General features: G+C 65.4%; 19 protein-coding genes and 1 tRNA gene. All 20 read right to left on the bottom strand.

Translation table 11 applies throughout. From position 1 onward, the window contains the following. Positions 1-2,075, bottom strand: a 2,075-nt coding sequence (rpoB, locus tag NMI01S_RS30950; RefSeq protein ID WP_084513410.1) for a DNA-directed RNA polymerase subunit beta, incomplete at its 3' end; no start/stop codon positions are given. A 508-nt stretch (positions 2,076-2,583) separates the two neighbouring features. Continuing rightward, positions 2,584-3,345, bottom strand: a complete 762-nt coding sequence (locus NMI01S_RS30945) for a hypothetical protein (protein WP_063002266.1) — start codon at positions 3,343-3,345, stop codon at positions 2,584-2,586. Between the two features lie 13 nt (positions 3,346-3,358). After that, positions 3,359-4,126 (bottom strand): hypothetical protein, encoded by a 768-nt coding sequence (locus NMI01S_RS30940; protein WP_157126448.1) that lies wholly within the window; start codon positions 4,124-4,126, stop codon positions 3,359-3,361. A 49-nt stretch (positions 4,127-4,175) separates the two neighbouring features. Continuing rightward, positions 4,176-5,417 (bottom strand): MlaD family protein, encoded by a 1,242-nt coding sequence (locus tag NMI01S_RS30935; RefSeq protein ID WP_063002264.1) that lies wholly within the window; start codon positions 5,415-5,417, stop codon positions 4,176-4,178. Then, positions 5,414-6,652 carry an MCE family protein gene (locus NMI01S_RS30930; protein ID WP_084513407.1) on the bottom strand — a complete coding sequence of 413 codons (1,239 nt, stop codon included), beginning with the start codon at positions 6,650-6,652 and terminating at the stop codon, positions 5,414-5,416. Before NMI01S_RS30930 ends, NMI01S_RS30935 begins: the two co-directional genes overlap by 4 nt. Next, on the bottom strand, positions 6,649-7,935 hold the full coding sequence (locus NMI01S_RS30925; RefSeq protein ID WP_084513406.1) for an MCE family protein: 1,287 nt from the start codon (positions 7,933-7,935) through the stop codon (positions 6,649-6,651). Before NMI01S_RS30925 ends, NMI01S_RS30930 begins: the two co-directional genes overlap by 4 nt. Next, positions 7,935-8,945, bottom strand: a complete 1,011-nt coding sequence (locus NMI01S_RS30920) for an MCE family protein (RefSeq protein ID WP_063002263.1) — start codon at positions 8,943-8,945, stop codon at positions 7,935-7,937. The genes NMI01S_RS30925 and NMI01S_RS30920 overlap by 1 nt, the downstream gene beginning before the upstream one ends. Next, positions 8,945-10,024, bottom strand: coding sequence for an MCE family protein (locus NMI01S_RS30915; protein ID WP_174554589.1), 1,080 nt, complete (start codon positions 10,022-10,024; stop codon positions 8,945-8,947). The genes NMI01S_RS30920 and NMI01S_RS30915 overlap by 1 nt, the downstream gene beginning before the upstream one ends. Next, positions 10,021-11,376: an MCE family protein gene (locus NMI01S_RS30910; RefSeq protein ID WP_063002262.1), complete on the bottom strand. Its 1,356-nt coding sequence runs from the start codon at positions 11,374-11,376 to the stop codon at positions 10,021-10,023. Before NMI01S_RS30910 ends, NMI01S_RS30915 begins: the two co-directional genes overlap by 4 nt. A gap of 178 nt (positions 11,377-11,554) precedes the next feature. Next, on the bottom strand, positions 11,555-12,382 hold the full coding sequence (locus tag NMI01S_RS30905) for an MlaE family ABC transporter permease (protein WP_086006975.1): 828 nt from the start codon (positions 12,380-12,382) through the stop codon (positions 11,555-11,557). Between the two features lie 41 nt (positions 12,383-12,423). Further along, on the bottom strand, positions 12,424-13,218 hold the full coding sequence (locus NMI01S_RS30900; protein WP_051025193.1) for an MlaE family ABC transporter permease: 795 nt from the start codon (positions 13,216-13,218) through the stop codon (positions 12,424-12,426). An 11-nt stretch (positions 13,219-13,229) separates the two neighbouring features. Further along, positions 13,230-14,318 carry an ABC transporter ATP-binding protein gene (locus tag NMI01S_RS30895; protein ID WP_051043278.1) on the bottom strand — a complete coding sequence of 363 codons (1,089 nt, stop codon included), beginning with the start codon at positions 14,316-14,318 and terminating at the stop codon, positions 13,230-13,232. A gap of 236 nt (positions 14,319-14,554) precedes the next feature. Next, positions 14,555-14,941 (bottom strand): 50S ribosomal protein L7/L12, encoded by a 387-nt coding sequence (gene rplL / locus NMI01S_RS30890; RefSeq protein WP_063002280.1) that lies wholly within the window; start codon positions 14,939-14,941, stop codon positions 14,555-14,557. A 72-nt stretch (positions 14,942-15,013) separates the two neighbouring features. After that, on the bottom strand, positions 15,014-15,568 hold the full coding sequence (gene rplJ, locus NMI01S_RS30885; protein WP_063002261.1) for a 50S ribosomal protein L10: 555 nt from the start codon (positions 15,566-15,568) through the stop codon (positions 15,014-15,016). A 425-nt stretch (positions 15,569-15,993) separates the two neighbouring features. Further along, complete coding sequence (gene rplA, locus NMI01S_RS30880; protein WP_063002260.1) at positions 15,994-16,707, bottom strand: 50S ribosomal protein L1; 714 nt, start codon at positions 16,705-16,707, stop codon at positions 15,994-15,996. A 93-nt stretch (positions 16,708-16,800) separates the two neighbouring features. Next, positions 16,801-17,235 carry a 50S ribosomal protein L11 gene (gene rplK, locus NMI01S_RS30875; RefSeq protein WP_030516276.1) on the bottom strand — a complete coding sequence of 145 codons (435 nt, stop codon included), beginning with the start codon at positions 17,233-17,235 and terminating at the stop codon, positions 16,801-16,803. A gap of 70 nt (positions 17,236-17,305) precedes the next feature. After that, positions 17,306-18,127: a transcription termination/antitermination protein NusG gene (nusG, locus tag NMI01S_RS30870; RefSeq protein ID WP_063002259.1), complete on the bottom strand. Its 822-nt coding sequence runs from the start codon at positions 18,125-18,127 to the stop codon at positions 17,306-17,308. 140 nt (positions 18,128-18,267) lie between these two features. After that, positions 18,268-18,681: a preprotein translocase subunit SecE gene (secE, locus tag NMI01S_RS30865; RefSeq protein ID WP_063002258.1), complete on the bottom strand. Its 414-nt coding sequence runs from the start codon at positions 18,679-18,681 to the stop codon at positions 18,268-18,270. Between the two features lie 31 nt (positions 18,682-18,712). Continuing rightward, positions 18,713-18,785 (bottom strand) — tRNA-Trp (locus tag NMI01S_RS30860). Positions 18,786-19,025: 240 nt separating this feature from the next. Beyond that, positions 19,026-20,096: a fused (3R)-hydroxyacyl-ACP dehydratase subunits HadA/HadB gene (locus NMI01S_RS30855; RefSeq protein ID WP_084513409.1), complete on the bottom strand. Its 1,071-nt coding sequence runs from the start codon at positions 20,094-20,096 to the stop codon at positions 19,026-19,028. Positions 20,097-20,220 lie beyond the last annotated feature (124 nt).

Genomic DNA, 20,220 nt, shown 5'->3' with positions numbered 1-20,220 from the left:
CAGGGGCCGTCGGCGAGCACATGGCCCTGCTCGACGCGCTGCCCCTCGTCCACGATCGGACGCTGGTTGGCGCAGGTGCCCTGGTTGGAACGCGCGAACTTGCGCATCCGATAGGACTTCCGGGTGCCGTCGTCGTGCATGACGGTGATGTAGTCGGCCGAAACCTCCTCCACCACACCAGGCTTCTCGTTCACCACGACATCGCCGGCGTCCACCGCGGCGCGCAGCTCCATACCGGTGCCGACCAGCGGCGACTCGGAACGGATCAGCGGCACGGCCTGACGCTGCATGTTCGCACCCATCAGGGCGCGGTTGGCGTCGTCGTGCTCCAGGAACGGAATCATGGCGGTCGCCACCGACACCATCTGGCGCGGCGAGACATCCATGTAGTCGACCTCGGCCGGGGAGACGTATTCCATCTCCTCGTTACCGCGGCGGGCGAGCACGCGCTCCTCGAGGAAGTTGCCGTCGGCGTCGACGGGCGAATTCGCCTGGGCCCGGACGTGCCGGTCCTCCTCGTCGGCGGTCAGGTACTTGACCTCGTCGGTGACCCGGCCGTTCTCCACCTTGCGGTAGGGGGTCTCGATGAAACCGAACGGGTTGACCCGCGCGTACACCGACAGCGAACCGATCAGGCCGATGTTCGGGCCTTCCGGAGTCTCGATCGGGCACATGCGGCCGTAGTGCGAGGGGTGCACGTCGCGCACTTCCAGGCCGGCGCGCTCACGGGACAGACCACCCGGGCCCAGCGCCGACAGACGACGCTTGTGGGTCAGACCCGACAGCGGGTTGTTCTGGTCCATGAACTGCGACAGCTGCGAGGTGCCGAAGAACTCCCGGATCGCCGCCGTGATCGGGCGGATGTTGATCAGGGTCTGCGGGGTAATGGCCTCGACGTCCTGGGTGGTCATGCGCTCACGCACGACGCGTTCCATACGCGAGAGGCCGACGCGCAGCTGGTTCTGGATCAGCTCGCCGACGGTGCGCAGGCGACGGTTGCCGAAGTGGTCGATGTCGTCGACCTCGACCGGAACCTCGACGCCGCCGGGAACGGTCATCAGCTTGTCGCCCTGGTGCAGGCGCACCAGGTACTCGATGGTGGCGACGATGTCCTCGCGGTTCAGCGTCGAGCCGACCACGGGCTCACCGGTGTTGACGCCCAGCTTCTTGTTGACCTTGTAGCGGCCGACGCGAGCCAGGTCGTAGCGCTTCTCCTTGAAGAACAGGTTCTCCAGCAGGGTCTGCGCGGACTCCTTGGTCGGCGGCTCGCCCGGACGCAGCTTGCGGTAGATGTCGAGCAGCGCCTCGTCCTGGCCGGCGGTGTTGTCCTTCTCCAGGGTCGACAGCATGATCTCGGAGAAACCGAAACGCTCGGTGATCTCCTCGGTGGTCATGCCCAGCGCCTTGAGCAGCACGGTGACCGGCTGACGACGCTTGCGATCGATACGCACGCCCACCGTGTCGCGCTTGTCGACATCGAATTCCAGCCACGCACCACGCGACGGGATGACGCGCACGCTGTGCAGCGTCTTCTCGGTGCCCTTGTCGATGGACTCGTCGAAGTACACACCCGGTGAGCGCACCAGCTGCGAGACGACCACGCGCTCGGTGCCGTTGATGATGAACGTGCCCTTGTCGGTCATCATCGGGAAATCACCCATGAAGACCGTCTGCGACTTGATCTCACCGGTGTTGTTGTTGATGAACTCCGCGGTCACGAACAGCGGTGCCGCGTAGGTCATGTCCTTGTCCTTGCACTCTTCGATCGAGGCCTTGACCTCTTCGAAGCGCGGATCGGAGAAGGACAGGGACATCGAACCGGAGAAGTCCTCGATCGGCGAGAGCTCCTCGAGCACCTCCTCCAGCCCACCGACCGGGCTGGCGTCGCCCCGGGCGATGGCCCGCTCACGCCAATCGGGGGCACCGACCAGCCACGCGAACGATTCGGTTTGTAGATCGAGAAGGTCCGGAACCTCCAAGGGCTCACGAATCTTCGCGAAAGACACCCGCTTCGGGGCTCCGGGAATACCGGCCTTGGTCTGGGTGGAGACTGCCAAGATGCGTCCTTCCAGCACCTCACGCGCGTCGCCCGGTGCCTGTACGTACAAGACACCAAACGACCGTCGCTTGTCTGCTACGAGTTCTGCTGGTTACAACCCGGACAAAACCCGAACAGCAAACAACGGAAGTAACACCTCAACGGTGGAACTTTCGTGATGCGATCAAGGAATGGACAGGAGGCAGCCAGCGCAAAGTCCAAACCTACACCCACGAAGAAGGGGTGTCAAAGTACCATCCGAACCGAGTTCCGGATGTTCGGCGCGCCGGACCCGCTTCCGCTGGCTGCGTTCGAGTCTCCGGCGGCGCCTCGACCTGGGTACTCGACCCTGTCACAGCTGCCGCTGTTGTGAATAGCGTGACGGTTCGGACGTAAGTCGTCAAGTGGCGAGACCACCTCGATAACTGCGAGATCCCGTGTGGCGCTGGCGAATCACACCGTCACGCGGGCGAATATCCGCCGCTGAGCTGGGAAGATTCCGCAGGTGACGGGCTCGAACATACTTCCGAACCCGCCTGGGCCACTCAACGGTCGGCGATCTCGCTCGCCAGCCAGTGACCGTCCACCTTCTGCATGTGCAACACGATCGGACCCGACGCGCTCTCCTGCGGGGCGCCGTTCTTGGTCGCGCTCACGGTCAGATTCACCAGCAGTTCCGCCCGGTCATCAGTGAGCAATGTCACACCGATCGGGTCGGGAGTGGCCTGTGCGGTCGACTGCGCCTGCTGGATCGCGGACACCGTGGTGTCGGCGAACTTGTCGAAATCACCGCGCATCTTGCCGGTGACGACCTTGTGCACGGCGTCCTTGTAGCCGCCGACGGTCTTCACGTCGTAGGAGTAGACCGTCTTGAGCGCGTTGTCGGCCGCCGCGGTCACCTCCTGGGTGGCCTTGGTGTCGACGAAGGCCTTGTTGCCGTTGTCCACTCCCGGCTTGAACGCCGCGACCACCGCGAACGCGGTCAACAGCACACTCGCCACGATCAGACCCGCGGCCAGCCCCCAGGCGGCCGGCGCCGGCCGCGGCAGGCGACCGGGACGCGGCAGCTTCCGGGACGGACGCGATGCCACGGGCCGCGCCGGACGCGTGGCCGCCGTACCCGCGCGCACGGTCCTGGTGCGCGATGTGGTGTTCGCGGACTTACCGGCGGGCTTGGCGGACTTCGCGCCGGACGCGGTGCGATCGGCGCCGCCGCGGCGGCGGATCGTGCGCGCGGCGGATTCGGACGAGCGGTCGCCGGGCTTGAGCCGCGGGGAAACCTTGTTGATCGGCGGGCGGGATGCCATCGGTGTACCTCTCCTACGATCCCGGCTGGGGGGCGGGCGCCTCGGACGGATTCGCGGGCGCGCTCGGCGCGGGCGCGGCGTTTCCGTTCGCGGGCGGTTGGGCCGCCCCGGCGGGACCGGGGGTGTCCAGCGACACCAGCTGACCGAGCGAATTGGCCTGCTCGGTCTTCCAGGTGTCGCCGTCCTTCTTCATATCCAGCGTCCAGGTGGCCCGGAAGGACTGCATCGGAACGTTGGGCGCGGTCTGCGTGAGTTTCAGCACCACGATCGCCGAGGCCTTGTCGCGCTCACTGTCCAGCGAACTCAGTGCCGCCCCCAGCACCTTGCTGTCGATCTTGGTCTTCGACTTCTCGGCGGCATCCTTGATGCGGTCGTGGTTCTCGTTGAGCTGGGTCAGCATGTCGCCGGTCATCGAGGACCGCATGGTGGTGATCGACCCCTCGACATCGCCGGGATTCATCGAGGTGAGGTTGATCGCCGCCTGCCGGGCCGCATCCAGCGCGGTATCGCGAGCATCGGCGCGCGGACCGTCGGTGAACCACATCGCGCGCACCCAGCCGGTGCCGAACCACGCCGCCAAGACCAGGGCCGCCACCAGCCACACCGCCGCGACCGAGGTCACGACCGTGCGCAGTGCCGACGAACCCGGCCGGGCGGCCGGCTGCTCACCGGCGGACCGGCGCACGGTCGCCTCCGGCGACGCCTCAGCTACCGCTTTTTCGGCGTCGTCCGACGGCTCCACCGCAGGTTGCGAGGAGGGGTTGGGCAGATCAGAACTCACAGCGACACCCTAGCGTCGTCGGTTTTCCGGACTTGCCTCCGTGCCCGCCTCACCGCTTCGGGGTCACTCCGATGAGAGTGGCCAGCTGGATGGCGACGGGGCTCAGGTTGAGCTTGTCCGGATCGGTCTTGGGCTTGGAATCCCACGGCTGCGGGACATTCGGATCGGCGTACTGCGCACGCGCGCCGCCGCGGACGTCGGTCGGACTTCCGAACGGCACCGTGCATTTCGCGTCCGTGTTGAACGGGAAATCGTCACGATTGTCGTCGAAATTGGGATTCTGCGCCTTCATCTGGTCGAGAATGCGCTGAGTTCCCTCGTACCCGACGGTACAGGCCGGCGGATTGTTGGTTTCCAGCACCAGGCCGAAGTGGGTCGTGCCGTCGCCGGGCGCGGTCGCCGAACCACCGACCGACAGGAGCGGAAGCATCTGCAGCAGCGGCTTGAGCGTGTAGGTCTGCGGTGACACCGCCTGCAGCAGCAGCCGCAGATTCGACAGATCCGTGGTCAGCGGCTGGCCGCTCCGATCGAGGAGCTTGCCGATCTGCTCGCCGGCGTCGGCGCCGGTGCCGATCAACCGCCGGATATCGGGATCGTTGGCCCGCAACTGCACGGCGAGCCGGTCCAGGCCGTCACTGAAGGTCCGGATCGCCGGCGACTGGTCGGCCTGGGTGCCGAGCACCGTCTGCGCGTCCTGAATCAGCTGCACGGTCTGCGGCAACGCCTCGATGCCGGTCTGGGAGAACTTGTTCAGCGAATCGATGAGGATCCGCAGGTTGTCGCCCTGCCCGTCGAACGCCTTACCGAGTTCGGTGACGGTTGTCGTCAACGCCGTCAGATCCGTGGTGCTCGAGAAATGGTTGACGCTGGCGAGCAGATCCTCGACCGGGATCGGGGTCTCGGCGCCGTCGATGACCGAACCGTCGCGCAGGTAGGGGCCCTTCGACGTCTCGGGCACCAGATCCAGGTACTGCTCACCGATCGCCGAGCGGTTGGCGATCACGGCCTTGGCGGCGGCCGGGACCTTCGGCTTCCCGGAATCCAGCTCCAGATAGATCATGACGCCGTCGGGGGTGATGTCGAGCGAGTCCACCCGGCCGACCGGCACACCGCGATAGGTGACCTCCGCGCCCTTGGACAGGTTGGCGGTCGTCTTCGCCTTGACCTTCACCTGGTACTGGCCGAAGCCGAGCATGTGGTCGAGGTGAATGTACTTCGCGCCGACGAAGACCACGCCGAGCACGGCGATCACCGCGAAGGCGATCAGCTGGTAGCGCACCAATCTACTCATCGCGGCTTCACTCCCAACTGATCGAGAATCGACCCGATCGGGTCACCCGGCTTGGCGGGGGCCGGAGCCACCACGGTCGGCGGCAACGGCACCAGCGACACCGTCGGCCAGCCCGGCCGCGGGCCGTTGCCGTTGTAATACGGATTGGTCGGATCCACCGGCACCGGCGGCCCGTACCGCGGCGGGATGTACACCGGATCCGGTTTGCCCACACCGAGATTCGACATCAGGACGCCGATCTGGGTGTCGACGGACAGCCAGGTGTTCACCGAACCACCGAAGGTCGACTTGATCGCCTCGTCCGGGAACGGATACGTCGGGATCAACGGGAGCGCGGAAACCAGATCCGGCGCCGAACGGCCCAGCTCCTGCAGCGTCGGACGCAGCGCCTGCAGATCGCGGATCAGGTTGTCCTTCGACTTGTCGAGCACGTCGACACCGGCCTGGCCGACCCGGTCGAGTTGCTTCAGCAAGCCGATCAGTTGCGGCCGCTGCTCGTCGAGGATCTTGATGCCGGCCGGCAGTTCGTCGAGGATCTTGCCGATCTGCTCGGACTGCTGCCCCACCCGGCTGGACAACGTGCCCAGGCTGTCGAGCGCGTGCTGAATATCGGCAACCTGCTGGTTGAGACCGTCGATGAGGGTGTCGGCCTGATCCAGCAGCGACCGCACTCGGTTCTCGCGGCCGGCCAGCGCCTTGTTCAGTTCCACCACGATGGGCTGCAACTGCGCCACGCCACCGCCGTTGAGCAGCAGCGACAGCGCGCCGAGGACCTGTTCGATCTCCACCGCGTGCCGGGTCCGGTCGACGGGGATGACCGCGCCGTCCTTCAACCGGTCGGGCGAGGCGTCGTCCTTCGGCGCCGACAGCTCGACGAATTTCTCACCGAGCAGATTCGACTGCCGCACCTCGGCGTGGGCGTTGGCGGGCAGCTTCACCGAGGAGTTCACCACGGTGTGCACGCTCGCGGTCCAGCCGTCGGGGGCGACGTCGATGGACTCCACCCGGCCGACCGGCACACCCTCGACCTTGACCGCCGACTGCGGCACCAGATCCAGGACGTCGTCGAACCGCACGTCGATACGCATCGGATGGTCACCCACATCGGCGCCGCCGGGCAGCGGCACGCTGTAGATACCGTCCGACGAGCACGAACCCACCAGCATCGCCGTCACGCCGACCACCGCGACGGCCCCCAGTCCGCGGGCCGTCCTGCGGAATGCGAAGGGCGTCATCGCTGGCCACCTTCCTGCTGCGACGGCGGCTGCCGGTCCGACGGGGTGCCCGGAACACTGCCGGGAGCCGGGGTGTTCTGGATGTTGTCACCGCTGAGAATGCCGAACGGCAACACCAGCGACGGCGTCTGCACACCGTCCTTGATCTGATCGGTGATCACCTTGCACTGATCCAGGATCGGGCGCATCTGCCGGCTGATCGCATCGAATTTCGGGTCACCCGGCCGCAATTGGCCGAGGTCGAGCAGTTTGCAGACGGTGCCGAACGGGTTCTGCAGATCGGTGAAGTTGGCGCGCATGTCGAGCGTGCCGGATTCACCGTTGTGGATGTTGATCAGGTTGCTCAGCGCCACCGGCAGCACCGGCAGCGCGTTCGCCACGTCCTGGCGCTGATCGGCCAGGGTCTGGGTCAGCTTGGTCAGCGCATCGGCGTTCTCGGCGACCAGGTCCCGGTTGTCGTCGATGAACCGGGCGACGTCGCCGAGCGCGATCGACAGCAGATTCAGTGCCTGCCCGAGGTTCTCCCGCTCACCGGAGAGGAATCCGGCCAGATCCGCCAGCTGCGTGTTGAATTCGCGCACCTGCTGGTCGTTGACCGCCAGGGTGTGCACGAAGACCTGCAAATTCTTGATCGTGTCGAAGATGTCGCCGCGCGCGTCGGACAGATACCGGGCCGCGTGCGAGAGCTGGGTCAGGCTGTTGGCCAGCGCGTCCCCGTTTCCGGAAAGATTCGCGGCACCGGTGCGAACCAGCTCGTTCACCGCGCCGTCCTTGTTGGCGCCGTTGGGCCCCAGCGCATCCGACAGTTCCTGGATGCTCTTGTACAGCCGGTCGACCTCGACCGGGGTCGCCGTGCGGTCGCGCGGGATGGTGGCGTTGCGCGGCATCTTCGGCCCGCCCTTGTAGACGGGCGTGAGCTGGATGTAGCGGTCCGACACCACCGACGGCGTGATCTGGGCGGCCTTGGCGTCGGCCGGGATGTCGTACTTCCGGTCGACATGCATGGTGACCTTCACCTGATCACCCTGCGGCGTGACCGAATCGACCTTGCCCACCGGGACGCCGAGGATACGCACCTCGGAGCCCTCGTAGATGCCGATCGACTTGTCGAAGTAGGCGGTGATCTTGGTGGTGTTGTAGCTGCTGAACAGCCACCACAGCACACCGGCGACGACCACCACGGCCACCGTGCCGAGGGTTAGGGCGATCTTGGTGCCGCGGCCGGATTCGCGGATCACCGTCAGCGGATCCCGGCGCGATCCCTTACCGAGAGCAGCCTGCATCAGTTGCCTCCCAGGGTGCGGATCGGCGGGCGGTTACCCGGAATCTCCGGCAGCGCCGGCGGGATCAGGTTGACGATCACCGCGTCGAACCAGCGCCCGTTGCCCAGCACGTTGGCGTACAGGCCGTAGAACGGCGCCGCCAGTTTCAGCGTCTTGGAGATGTTCTGCTGATTGTCGTTGAGCATGTCGATGGACTTCTTCAGATTGGTCAGCGCCGGACCGATCTGCTGCTCGTTGTCGTGCACCAGCGCACTCAATTCGGCGGCAACGGTTTTCGCGCCGTTGAGCAGCTGCGAGATGGCCTGCTGGCGGACGTTCAACTCGGCCAGCAGCTGACCGCCGTTGGCCAGCAACCGCTCGAACTGCTCGTTGCGGTCGGCGAGCACCTTGGTGGTCTTGTTGGTCGCGTTGAACAGGTGCTTGAGCTCTTCGTCGCGCTTGGCCAGCGTCTCCGACAGCCGGGCGACGCCGTCGATCGAGCCGCGGATCTCCGGCGGGGTGCCGGAGAACGCGTCGGAGAGCACCCGGAAGCTGGTGGCCAGCTGCGCGGTGTCGGTCTTCTCGAGATCCGAGGCGGCATCACTGAAGGCCTCGACCACGTCGTACGGAGAAACCGTGCGCGACAACGGAATTCGCTTGCCCGGATCGGCCGGGTGGGAACCCTTGGGATCCAGCGCCAGATACTTCTGCCCGAGCAGGGTCTTGATCTGGATGGACGCGGTGGTGGCATCGCCGATCCACGCGTCCTTGGTCCGGAAGTCGACCAGCACGCGGTCGCCGTCGAGGCGCACATCGGACACATCGCCGACCTTCACGCCCGCGATGCGTACCTCGTTACCCTTCTTCAGGCCCGCGGCCTCGGAGAATTCCGCGGTGTAACTGGTGCTCGCGCCGATGATCGGCAGCTTGTCCAAGAAGAAGGCCGACAACGCGATCAGCAGCACCATGAACAGGCCGAGCCCACCCATGAACGCCGGGCTGCGCTTGCCGAGGAGAACCCGGTCTTCCATCAGCGGCCACCCTTCCCGTGACAGCGCGGCGCCGGATTGGTGTAGACCGGCTGATTCACCGTCGGCATCTGGGCCGGCAGGTTCAATTGCGGCGCATCCTTCACTCCGGGACCGGCGACGATATCGATACCGCAGAGGTAGAACTGGAACCACGAGCCGTAACTGGCCGCGCGTCCCAGTTTCTCCATCTTGATCGGCAGATTCTCCAGGGCCTGATTGACGTCGTCGGAACGATCGTTCAGGGTGCCGGTCAGCTGGTTCAGGCCGGCGATCGACCCCTGCAGGGTCGGCCGGGTGGGTACCAGCAGATCCGCGGTCGCCGAGGCGAGATTGCCCAGCGACTGCACCGCAGAGCCGATCGTGCCGCGTTCGGCGTTGAGCCCGCTCACCAGCGCCTCGGTGTTGACGATCAGATCGTTGAGCTGTCCGTCGCGGGCGTTCACCGCGTCCAGCACCTGGTTGAGGTTCTTGACGATCTCGCCGATCACCGCGTCCTTGTCGGCGATCTTGTTCGTCAGGCTCGCGGTGTTGCGCACCAGATCGGTGATCGTGCCCGATTCACCCTGGAAGACCTGGATGATCTCGTAGGACAGCTTGTTCACGTCCTCGGCCGACAGCGTCTGGAACAGCGGCCGGAAACCGTTGAACAGGGTGGTGAGATTCAGCGCGGGCTTGGTCCGCTCCAGCGGAATCGTGGCGCCCTTCGTGATCTTGTGGCCCTGCTGTCCGGCGCCCTGTTCCAGCGCGATGTAGCGCTGCCCCACCAGGTTGCGGTAGCGGATGGTCGCGGTGGTGGAGGCGGGTAGCCAATCCCGGTCGGTGAGCTGGAAGTGCACCTCGGCCATGTTGCGGTCGACGACCGAAACCTTGGTCACCTTGCCGACCCGCACACCGGCGATGCGCACCTCGTCGCCTTTGTTCAGCGATGTCACATCGCTGAACCGCGCCTTGAACTCGGTGCCGCCGCCGGAATAGTTGGCGATGGTGAGCGCCAGGAACGCGGTCGCGAGCACTGTCACGAGCACGAAGATGCCCAGTTTGGTCAGGGGCCCGCCCAGACCACGCAACTTGGCCTTCATCGCACACTCACCTCACTTCCACGCATCGCGGGGGCGCCGATCCTGCTCACCCAGCTGGGCACCTGATCGGGCGAAACCCCGTTCGCCGCACCGTAGATCGCACCCAGGGTGTGCTGTTCGGCGGGCGAACCCATGGTCGTGGCGCCGGCCGCGCCGTAGACCGAGAACTGTGCCGCCGGCAGCTGACCGATGTTCTGGTCACCCGGATTCCGGGTCGGCGGCTGATAGGAACCGTCGTTGGCCGATCCGGTCGGATACTGACCCGGATCCACCCCGAGCGGATATTCGGGGAAACACGCCGGCGGCCGGTTCGTGTCCAGCCAGCGCGGCTCGTCCTGATTGGGCAGATACCGGCCGCGCGGATTGGTGATCTCGATCGTCACCCGCGAACCCGGGGTATCGGTGCCCTTGCCGAAGATGTCATCGATGCGCGGCTTCAGCTGCGCGAAATTCTTCATCGTGCAGGGGAACGAGGGCGAATAGGTCGCCAGCAGTTCCAGCGCCTCACGCGAATCGGCCGCGACATCGATGATGTTGTCGTGGTTGGCCGTCAGGAAATCGGCGGTCTTCGACGACGTCGGAGTCAGAACCGAATACAGCGTGTCCAACTGCGAACGCTTCTGCACGATGGTGGCATTCAGCGTGCGCAGATTGTCGAAGGCATCGACCAGCTGCGGCAGCGCGTCCGAATAGGTGTCGGCGACCGTCGCGAAGGTACGGATGTCGTCCTGCAACTGCGGCATCACGCCGTTGATATCGCGGAATATGTCGTCCAGCCGATCGATGGTGTGGCCCAGTTCCTCACCCTGACCACCCAGCGCCTGCGACAGCGCGCCCAGCGTCGAGGCCAGATACTGCGGCGGGATCGCCTGCAGCAGCGGCATGATCGAATCCAGCAGCTGGCTCACCTCGACCGCATTGCCGCTGGCGTCCTGATACAGCGTCATGCCCGCCCGCAGATGTTGCGGGCTGGGCTGCTCGGGCCAGACCAGATCGACATAGCGCTCGCCGAACAGGGTTTTCGGCAGCAGCCGGGCCGTCACATTGGACGGAATCTTGGTGGCCTTGTCCGGATCGATCGCCAGATGCAGGGTCACCTTGCCGTTGGCGGATTCACTGGAACGCACCTCGCCGACATTGACCCCGCGAACCTTCACATCCGCATTGCGGGTCAACGCGTTTCCGACCGTATCGGTGATCAGGTCGACCTTGATCACCTTGACCCACACCTTGTTGTAGGCCGCGATCGTCGTGCCGAGAAACAGCGCCATCACCACGAAGAACACGATGCCCAACGTGCGGATTCGGAGTTTCTCGGTCGAGCGCCAGAATTGCACACTGCGCGCGCTCATGCTCCCACCTTTCGGGACGCCGTCGCCCTCATGCTGCACACCCGGCGGGATGATCGGAGGTGCTGCGTGGTCACGCGGGCTGCCGCCGGCAGCATCCGATGGCGGCGCCCCCGGGGTTCTGCGTGGTCACGCACGCTGCCGCCTCCGAACCCGTCGGTCGCGCCGCGGCCCTGTCCGCTCATCCCGCGACTCGCACTGTCGTCGTCGTACCCCAGATCGCCAGGCTGAGGAAGAAGTCGAGGATGTTCACCAGCACGATCGACGCGCGCACCGCACGCCCCACGGCCACGCCGACGCCGGCCGGGCCGCCGGTGGCGTTGAAGCCGTAATAGCAATGGATCAGGATGATCACGAAGGCGAACACCAGCACCTTCACGAACGAATACAGCACGTCCTCGGGTGGCAGGAACAGACCGAAATAATGGTCGTACGATCCCGTGGACTGCCCGTTGAACCACACGCTGATCTGCCTGGACGCGATGAACGTGCCCAGCAGGCCGACGATGTAGAGCGGAATCACCGCCACGAATCCCGCGATGACGCGCGTGGTCACCAGGAACGGCACGCCGGGTACCGCCATCACCTCGAGCGCGTCGATTTCCTCGGAAATTCGCATCGCACCCAATTGCGCGGTGAAACCACAGCCGACCGTCGCCGACAATGCCAATGCCGCGACCAGCGGCGCCAATTCGCGAGTATTGATGTAGCCGGTCAGAAAGCCGGTGAGCACCGAACTGCCCAGGGCGTCGAGAGCTTTGAAACCTTGCAGGCCGACGACGACACCGACCGAGGCCGACATCATCACCACGACGCCGATGGTGCCGCCGATGACCGCGAGTGCACCCGAACCGAAGGTCACCTCGGCCAGTAGCCGCATGACCTCCTTGCGGTAATGCACGACGGTGCGCGGAATCCACGCGATCGCCTTGGAATAGAACGACATCTGATCGCCGGCGCGATCGATGACATTCACCGGCGACTTGAGCGCAGCACCTACTCGGCGCATCCGCCTCGAAAAGATCGGAGAACGCTGGGAAACAACCATCGTCACGAACCCTTGGCCGGGACGACCTGCAGGTACACCAACGTCAGCAGCAGATTGACGAAGAAGAGCACCAGGAAGGTGATCACCACGGATTGATTCACCGCGTCACCAACACCTTTCGGTCCCCCCTTGGGATTCAAACCTTTGTATGCGGCGATAACGCCCGCGAGCAATCCGAAGATCAGAGCCTTGAATTCACCGATCCAGAGGTCCGGGAGTTGCGCCAGCGCGGAGAACGACGCCAGGTAGGCGCCGGGAGTTCCGCCCTGCAGCAACACATTGAAGAAATATCCACCGCAGATGCCGACGACCGAAACCAGGCCGTTGAGCAGCAGCGCCACCAGCATCATGCCGAGGACGCGCGGCACGACGAGACGCTGCACCGGATCGATGCCGAGCACCTCCATCGCGTCGATCTCTTCGCGGATGGTGCGGGAGCCGAGGTCGGCAGCGACGGCCGAACCCGCGGCACCGGCGATGATCAGCGCGGTGACGACGGGAGCGGCCTGCTGCACAGTTGCCAGCACACTGGTTGCGCCGGTGAACGATTCAGCACCGAGCTGCTTGATAAGTGAACCGGTCTGCAATGCGACAACGGCGCCGAACGGGATTGCCACCAGTGCGGCGGGCAGGATCGAGACGCTCGCGATGAACCACGACTGCTCGATGAACTCGCGCCATTGGAAAGGCCGGCGCAGGGTGTTGCGTGCCACGGAAATGAGCAGCGCAAATATGTTGCCGGCCTGCGCAAATCCCGACTCGACCGGAGTGCGCAGCCGTGCCAGGGGTTGATTCACGGTTGCGTATGTTACCCGTTGGTTGTGTCGTGTCGCACGGTGGTGTCGTACGTGCCGCCCTGATATTGCGGAGCGTTACCCGTATACGCCGGAAGGACTTGTGTATCGCCGTTCTCTTCCATCGACTCGCGGATCGCCACCTGCGCGGAATGCGGCAGGGTATGCATGATCTCGAGCACGCGGCGGCGGCGACGTTCCACGGCCTGACGCACGGGCATGCCCGGGGTGGCCTTCATCTGCGGGATGATGCCCTCGACGTCCTCGGTTCCGTTGTCGTAGTGGCCGGCGTCGGCGAGCGCCTGCTCGCGCGCCATCTGGGCCTCGTCCTTCTCCTCCGACATACCGATCGGACCGACCATGCGGCCGTTGAGGAACTGCTTGACCACCGGCTCCTCCGAGGTCAGCAGAACCTCACGCGGGCCGAACATGACCAGCTGGCGACGGAACAACATGCCGATGTTGTCGGGCACGCTACGAGCCAGGTTGATGTTGTGGGTAACGATCAGAATCGTCGCGTCGATCTGCGCGTTGATATCGATCAGCAGCTGCGACAGATAGGTCGTACGCACCGGGTCCAGACCGGAGTCGGGCTCGTCGACGAGAATGATCTGCGGGTCCAGCACCAGCGCGCGGGCCAGGCCGGCACGCTTGCGCATACCACCGGAGATCTCGCCGGGCAGTTTGCCTTCGGCGCCGAGCAGACCGGTCAGCTCGAGCTTCTCCATCACGATCTGCTTGATCTCGGATTCGCTCTTCTTGGTGTGCTCGCGCAGCGGGAAGGCCACGTTGTCGAACAGGTTCATCGAACCGAACAGCGCGCCGTCCTGGAACAGAACGCCGAACAACTTGCGGATCTCGTAGAGCTCCTTGTTGGAGCAGGTGGTGATGTCGGTGCCGTCGATGTAGATCGAGCCGCGCTCGGGGCGCAGCAGACCGATCAGCGACTTCAGGAACACCGACTTACCGGTACCGGAGGGGCCGAGCAAGGCGCTGACTTCCCCCGTGGGCAGAGTCAGAGTGACATCCTGCCAAATCCGCTGGGACCCGAAAGATTTCGTAACACCTTCGGTCCTGACCTCGACGCCCACGTCGACCTCCATATTTCTTCTGACGAGCGCCCACGGCCGCGTCACCGTATTTCAGCGCGATGTGACGCGTCACACTGGGGTGCGGCCACTGTATCGCATGCCGCTGGTGCAGGACACCCTACCTGACTGGTCGGTAGAAATGTCGACGGTAATGAGCCGGTCGCGACAGTTCACAAACATTCACCGCGAATATGCGAAAAGGGCGGCCCCGCAACGGGACCGCCCTTTTCCGGACTCGATTACCGCAATTACTTGACGGAAACCTTCGCGCCGGCCTCTTCCAGCTTGGCCTTGGCGGCGTCGGCGGCGTCCTTGGCGACCTTCTCCAGGATCGGCTTCGGGGCACCCTCGACCAGGTCCTTGGCTTCCTTCAGGCCCAGGCCGGAGACGATCTCACGCACGACCTTGATGACCTGGATCTTCTTGTCGCCGGCACCCTCGAGGATGACGTCGAACTCGTCCTGCTCCTCGGCGGCCTCGGCGCCACCGGCGGCCGCGCCACCGGCGACAGCGGCAACCGCGACCGGAGCGGCGGCGGTGACCTCGAACTTCTCCTCGAACTTCTTGACGAAGTCCGAGAGCTCCAGCAGGGTCATGTTGCCGATGGTCTCGAGCAGCTCGTCCACGTTGGCCATGGTGTTTCCTTTCGGTTCATCCCGCATCGGCGGGAAAAGAGTATGGGGGTTTGTCGACTTGTCCGGGTCGGCTTATTCGGCGTCGGCGGCCGGGGCCGCTTCGGCACCGCCCGCGGCGCGCTGCTTGTCCTCGAGCGCGGCGAACAGGCGAACCACCTGGCCGGCCGGCGCGGCGAACAGGCCGGCCGCCTTGGTCAGGTTGCCCTTCATGGCGCCGGCCAGCTTGGCCAGCAGCACCTCGCGCGACTCCAGGTCGGCGATGCGCTCGACCTCGGAGACCGACAGCGCGGCGCCGTCCATGTAGCCGCCCTTGATGACCAGCGCCTTGTTGTCCTTGGCGAAGGTCTTGAGGGCCTTGGCGGCGTCGACCGGCTCACCGGTGATGAAGGTGATCGCGGTCGGACCGACGAACAAGTCATCCAGGCCTTCGACGCCCGCCTCGGCGGCCGCACGCTTGACCAGGGTGTTCTTGGCGACGGAGTAGGTGGCATTGCTGCCCAGCGCACGACGCAGCTGGGTGAGGTTGCCGACCGACAGACCACGGTATTCCGTGATCACAGTGGCCGTAGCGCTCTTGAACTGCTCGGTGATCTCCGCGACCGCGGTGACCTTCTCTGGTTTCGCCATACTTCGCCTCCTCTCTGGATGGTCGGTTCTGCGATGAACTACCGACTCGCGGAGGCTGGACCCGGGGAGGCTACGTCGACCCGGCGACAAAGCAAACGCCCCGGACGCAGAGTGGTCCCGGGGCGCACAAGAAACTCGACATGAGCTCACGGCTCACATGTCGTCCCTCACCTCGGCTCTCCCTGCGTGGGCCGCCGGCAATATCGCCGGACCTTCGACTGCCTGACGGCAGCAACCAACGGTCTTCGGTAGAACGATTGGGGGTGATCACCGAACTGGTCGGCGACCGTCAATCAGAATAGCGGACGAGCAGCCGAATCCCAAAATCGGGGCCCGCACCCACCTGCGGTTTTCGCTGCGTTTCCGCGAAATGCCGAGGGCCGGTAGGAAATTCCTACCGGCCCTCGTCGAAAGCTACCTACGCCTTACGCGTCCTCTTCGGTGAGGTTGCGGGTGCGGTTCGGGTCCACCGGGATGCCCGGTCCGGTGTTCGTCGAAATCGTCACCTTCTTGACGTAGCGACCCTTGGCGGTCGACGGCTTCACACGCAGGATCTCCTCCAGCGCGGCGCCGTAGTTCTCGACCAGCTTCTTCTCGTCGAAGGAGGCCTTGCCGATCACGAAGTGCAGGTTGGCCTGCTTGTCGACGCGGAAGTTGATCTTGCCGCCCTTGATGTCGTTGACGGCCTTGGTCACATCGGTGGTGACCGTGCCCGTCTTCGGGTTCGGCATCAGGCCGCGGGGGCCCAGCACACGCGCGATGCGACCGACCTTGGCCATCTGGTCCGGGGTGGCGATCGCGGCGTCGAAGTCCAGCCAGCCGCCCTGGATGCGCTCGATCAGGTCCTCGGCGCCGACGGCGTCCGCACCGGCGGCCTCGGCCTCGGCGGCCTTCTCGCCGGCCGCGAACACGATGACGCGCGCGGTCTTACCGGTGCCGTGCGGCAGGTTGACGGTGCCGCGGACCATCTGGTCGGCCTTGCGCGGGTCGACGCCCAGACGGACGGCGACCTCGACGGTCGCGTCGGTCTTCGTGGTCGAGGTCTCCTTCGCCAGCCGGGTGGCCGACAGCGGAGAGTAGAGCTGGGAGCGGTCGACCTTGGCGGCCGCCTCGAGATAAGCCTTGCTTCGTTTTGCCATGATTCTCTGTCCTGTTCGTAAGTCAGAAGTGGTTGTCGGGACTGGCCGTCCCTCCCACGCACATCCCGCCGGTCACCGGCGGAGACGGGACCGTCAGTCGGCGACGGTGATACCCATCGAGCGAGCGGTACCCGCGATGATCTTGGCCGCCTGATCGATGTCGTTGGCGTTCAGATCTTCCTGCTTGGTCTTGGCGATCTCCCGGACCTGATCCATGGTGACCGTGGCGACCTTGTTGCGGTGCGGCTCGGCGGAGCCCTTCTGCACACCGGCGGCCTTCAGCAGCAGCTTGGCGGCGGGCGGAGTCTTCAGCTTGAAGTCGAACGAGCGGTCCTCGTAGACCGTGATCTCGACCGGGATGACGTTGCCACGCTGCGACTCGGTCGCCGCGTTGTACGCCTTGCAGAACTCCATGATGTTGACGCCGTGCTGACCCAGCGCGGGGCCGACCGGCGGAGCGGGGTTGGCCGCACCAGCCTGGATCTGGAGCTTGATGAGCCCGGCGACCTTCTTCTTCTTGGGGGGCATCTTTCTTTCCTTGGTTTAGGTTCCTTACGGACTTCCGTAAGCCTGTCCCGGGGCGCTAACCCCGGAAGTCTTAGATCTTCGCGACCTGCGTGAACGCGAGTTCGACCGGGGTCTCGCGGCCGAAGATCGACACCAGCACCTTCAGCTTCTGCTGCTCGGCGTTGACCTCGGAGATGCTGGCCGGCAGCGTCGCGAACGGACCGTCCATCACGGTGACCGACTCGCCGACCTCGAAGTCGACCTCGATGGCCGGCTTTGCCGCGGTCTCGGTGACGGTCTCCGACGTGGACGCGGCGGCGCCCGCCGCGGCGGCAGCCGGCTTCTTCTGCTGCTGCTCGGCCGGGACCAGGAACTTCACCACGTCGTTGATCGTCAGCGGCGACGGACGGGAGGTGGCGCCGACGAATCCGGTGACGCCGGGGGTGTTGCGGACCGCGCCCCACGACTCGTCGTTGAGATCCATCCGGACCAGGATGTAGCCGGGCAGCACCTTGCGCTGCACGTTCTTGCGCTGGCCGTTCTTGATCTCGGTGACCTGCTCGGTCGGCACCTCGACCTGGAAGATGTAGTCCTCGAGGCCCAGGTTCTGCACGCGGGTCTCGAGGTTGGTCTTCACCTTGTTCTCGTAACCGGCGTACGAGTGGATGACGTACCAGTCACCGGGGGCGCGACGCAGCGCGGCCTTCATCTCGGCGACGGGGTCGGCGGGTTCTTCCGGTGCCGCGGGCTCCGCGGGCGTGTCGGTGTCGGTCTCGTCTGTGTCGGTGTCGCCCTCGACTTCGCCGGAGGACGCCTCGGTACCGTCCGAGACGGTCGCCTCGTCGACGGCCGTCTCCGCCGCCTCGTCGTCGACCGGGAACTCGTCGGTTGTGCCGTTCTCCGGGGTGCTCACTGGGCACTCGCTTCCTGTGTCGTCACGTACATCCACTACGCCGGAGGTGAATCCGACGGATGGTTTCCGTCCTCGCGTGGCGGACGGCCAGCAGCGCCCATGGTTCGCTCCGCAGGCTCCGCTCCTGACGCACCGGTCAGCTAGCCGAACAGCCAGTTGACACCCTTGATGAACGCCAGGTCCAACCCGCTGATGTACGCGACCATGAAGATCACGAACACCAGGACAACGCTTGTATAGGTGACCATCTGCTTGCGGTTGGGCCAGATCACCTTGCGCAGTTCCGCGATGACTTCCCGCAGGAACTTCACCAGGCGCTTGAAGGGATTGCCCCGACCGCGTTCGGCGGTCTTCTTCCCCGCCGACTTGGACGCCTTGCGCGATGCCGAATCCGAGCTGTCACCACGGTCGATCGTGGCGACGGAGCCGGTGTCCGAGGAAGATCCGGCGCGAGCCCGGCGAGTCGACCGCTTACCACTCGGCCGGCTGACCGCAGCGGTGTCTTCGTCATCGGCGGCATGCGCGCCGTGGCGAATGTCCCGCTCGTCGCTCACGTGAACCCTCTCTCGTCGCTGGCATCCAGTGCAGGGGCGACAGGACTTGAACCTGCAACCTGCGGTTTTGGAGACCGCTGCTCTGCCAATTGAGCTACGCCCCTTCGGCTGGAATCGCAATGTCATCCAGCACGGTGCTTATTCAGTTGTGCCAACCCGGGGCCACACAACACGCGCGCCGCTCCGCCGGTGTGCCGGCCCCGGCGGTCACCCGCCCGGAACCAGCCCCTCAGAGCAGCGCGCAGTGGCTGGCGACCCCAGAAATCCGAGTGTACGTTACCGCCCCGGCGGATAGCCAATCGGGCCGTCGGCCACCGCGAAGCGGCTTGCCGGCCCGCCGACCATCATGCCAGCTGCACCGTCGCGGTCGCACGTCCGAAGATTTTCCGGCCACCGGATTTGGCGACGATCGCGATCACGGCGGTGCGGTTCTCCGGGTCCACCGACTTCACCTTGCCGGTGTATTCGACCTCGGCCGGGTGGTCGCCGGCCACGTAGACCGGGCTGGTGAAACGCACGTTGTATTCCTTCACCGCGCCCGGATCACCGAGCCAGGAGGTGACGAATCCGCCGCCCAGGCCCATGGTCAGCATGCCGTGCGCGACGACGTTGTCCAGGCCGGCGAGCGCGACGACCTCGTCGCTCCAGTGGATCGGGTTCGCGTCACCGGAGACGCCCGCGTAGTTCACCAGATCGCCGCGGGTGAGCCGGACGATGCGGGCCGGCAGTTCGTCACCGACGGCCACGCTGTCGAAGGAACGTGTGTGGCCGCTGACCGTGACCTCGGGAACGGTGGTCACCGGCACCGGGGGCGCCGTGATGGGCGGCTCGGCGGTCGGGCGGTCGGGCGCCTCCCCCATGCCGTGCATGAGGATGTTGCGGACCGCGTCGGCGATATTGGGATCGACGTCACCGCCGCTGCGGCCGACCAGCGTGGTGTACGTGGTGAGCACCAGTTCGTCGTTCTGCGCCGTGACGATGTTCTTGGTGACGATGATGTCGCCGCCGAAGGCCTGCCGGAACGAGTGCAGGTAGACGTCGCAGGTGAGCTGGTCGCCGACCCGGATCGGGCGGTGGAATTCCAGGGTCTGGTCGGTCTGCATGATCTGGCTCAGGTCGTAACCCGTGACGACCTGTTCGAACAGCTTGCGCTGGGCCAGGATGCCGACCAGAGAGATGAACGTCACAGGTGCGAGCAGGCCGTCGTGGCCGTACTCGCGGGCGACGCTCTCGTCCCAGTGCACAGGGTGGTAGTCCTGCACCGCGCGTGCGTATTCGCGCACCTTCTCGCGGCCGACCTCGTAGTAGTCGTCGACGCGGTAGTGGTGACCGACCATGGCGGCGGCGTGGGCAGACGGGTCGAACGGTTCGCTGTCGGCGCTCTGCGCGTCCACGGCATCGGTTCCGGTGTTGATTGTCACGGAGAGTTGAGTCCCTATCTGACTCCGCTACCGGGAGTCTGCGGAGCGTGAAACTACCGCAAGTACAGCAAATGCCGGAGCGGGTCGGGAAACCTGCTCCGGCATGAGGTGCTGCATG

Origin of the sequence: Nocardia mikamii NBRC 108933, assembly GCF_001613505.1 — a bacterium.
GTDB classification, from domain to species: domain Bacteria; phylum Actinomycetota; class Actinomycetes; order Mycobacteriales; family Mycobacteriaceae; genus Nocardia; species Nocardia mikamii.
This window is presented reverse-complemented; position numbering and strand designations above follow the sequence as displayed.

Bases quoted from the DNA above. Each gene is read 5' to 3' on its own strand.
- NMI01S_RS30945 (WP_063002266.1), bottom strand. From the start codon at position 3,345: ATGGCATCCCGCCCGCCGATCAACAAGGTTTCCCCGCGGCTCAAGCCC.
- NMI01S_RS30935 (WP_063002264.1), bottom strand. From the start codon at position 5,417: ATGAGTAGATTGGTGCGCTACCAGCTGATCGCCTTCGCGGTGATCGCC.
- NMI01S_RS30930 (WP_084513407.1), bottom strand. From the start codon at position 6,652: ATGACGCCCTTCGCATTCCGCAGGACGGCCCGCGGACTGGGGGCCGTC.
- NMI01S_RS30925 (WP_084513406.1), bottom strand. From the start codon at position 7,935: ATGCAGGCTGCTCTCGGTAAGGGATCGCGCCGGGATCCGCTGACGGTG.
- NMI01S_RS30920 (WP_063002263.1), bottom strand. From the start codon at position 8,945: ATGGAAGACCGGGTTCTCCTCGGCAAGCGCAGCCCGGCGTTCATGGGT.
- NMI01S_RS30915 (WP_174554589.1), bottom strand. From the start codon at position 10,024: ATGAAGGCCAAGTTGCGTGGTCTGGGCGGGCCCCTGACCAAACTGGGC.
- NMI01S_RS30910 (WP_063002262.1), bottom strand. From the start codon at position 11,376: ATGAGCGCGCGCAGTGTGCAATTCTGGCGCTCGACCGAGAAACTCCGA.
- NMI01S_RS30905 (WP_086006975.1), bottom strand. From the start codon at position 12,382: ATGCGCCGAGTAGGTGCTGCGCTCAAGTCGCCGGTGAATGTCATCGAT.
- NMI01S_RS30895 (WP_051043278.1), bottom strand. From the start codon at position 14,318: ATGGAGGTCGACGTGGGCGTCGAGGTCAGGACCGAAGGTGTTACGAAA.
- rplL (WP_063002280.1), bottom strand. From the start codon at position 14,941: ATGGCCAACGTGGACGAGCTGCTCGAGACCATCGGCAACATGACCCTG.
- rplJ (WP_063002261.1), bottom strand. From the start codon at position 15,568: ATGGCGAAACCAGAGAAGGTCACCGCGGTCGCGGAGATCACCGAGCAG.
- rplA (WP_063002260.1), bottom strand. From the start codon at position 16,707: ATGGCAAAACGAAGCAAGGCTTATCTCGAGGCGGCCGCCAAGGTCGAC.
- rplK (WP_030516276.1), bottom strand. From the start codon at position 17,235: ATGCCCCCCAAGAAGAAGAAGGTCGCCGGGCTCATCAAGCTCCAGATC.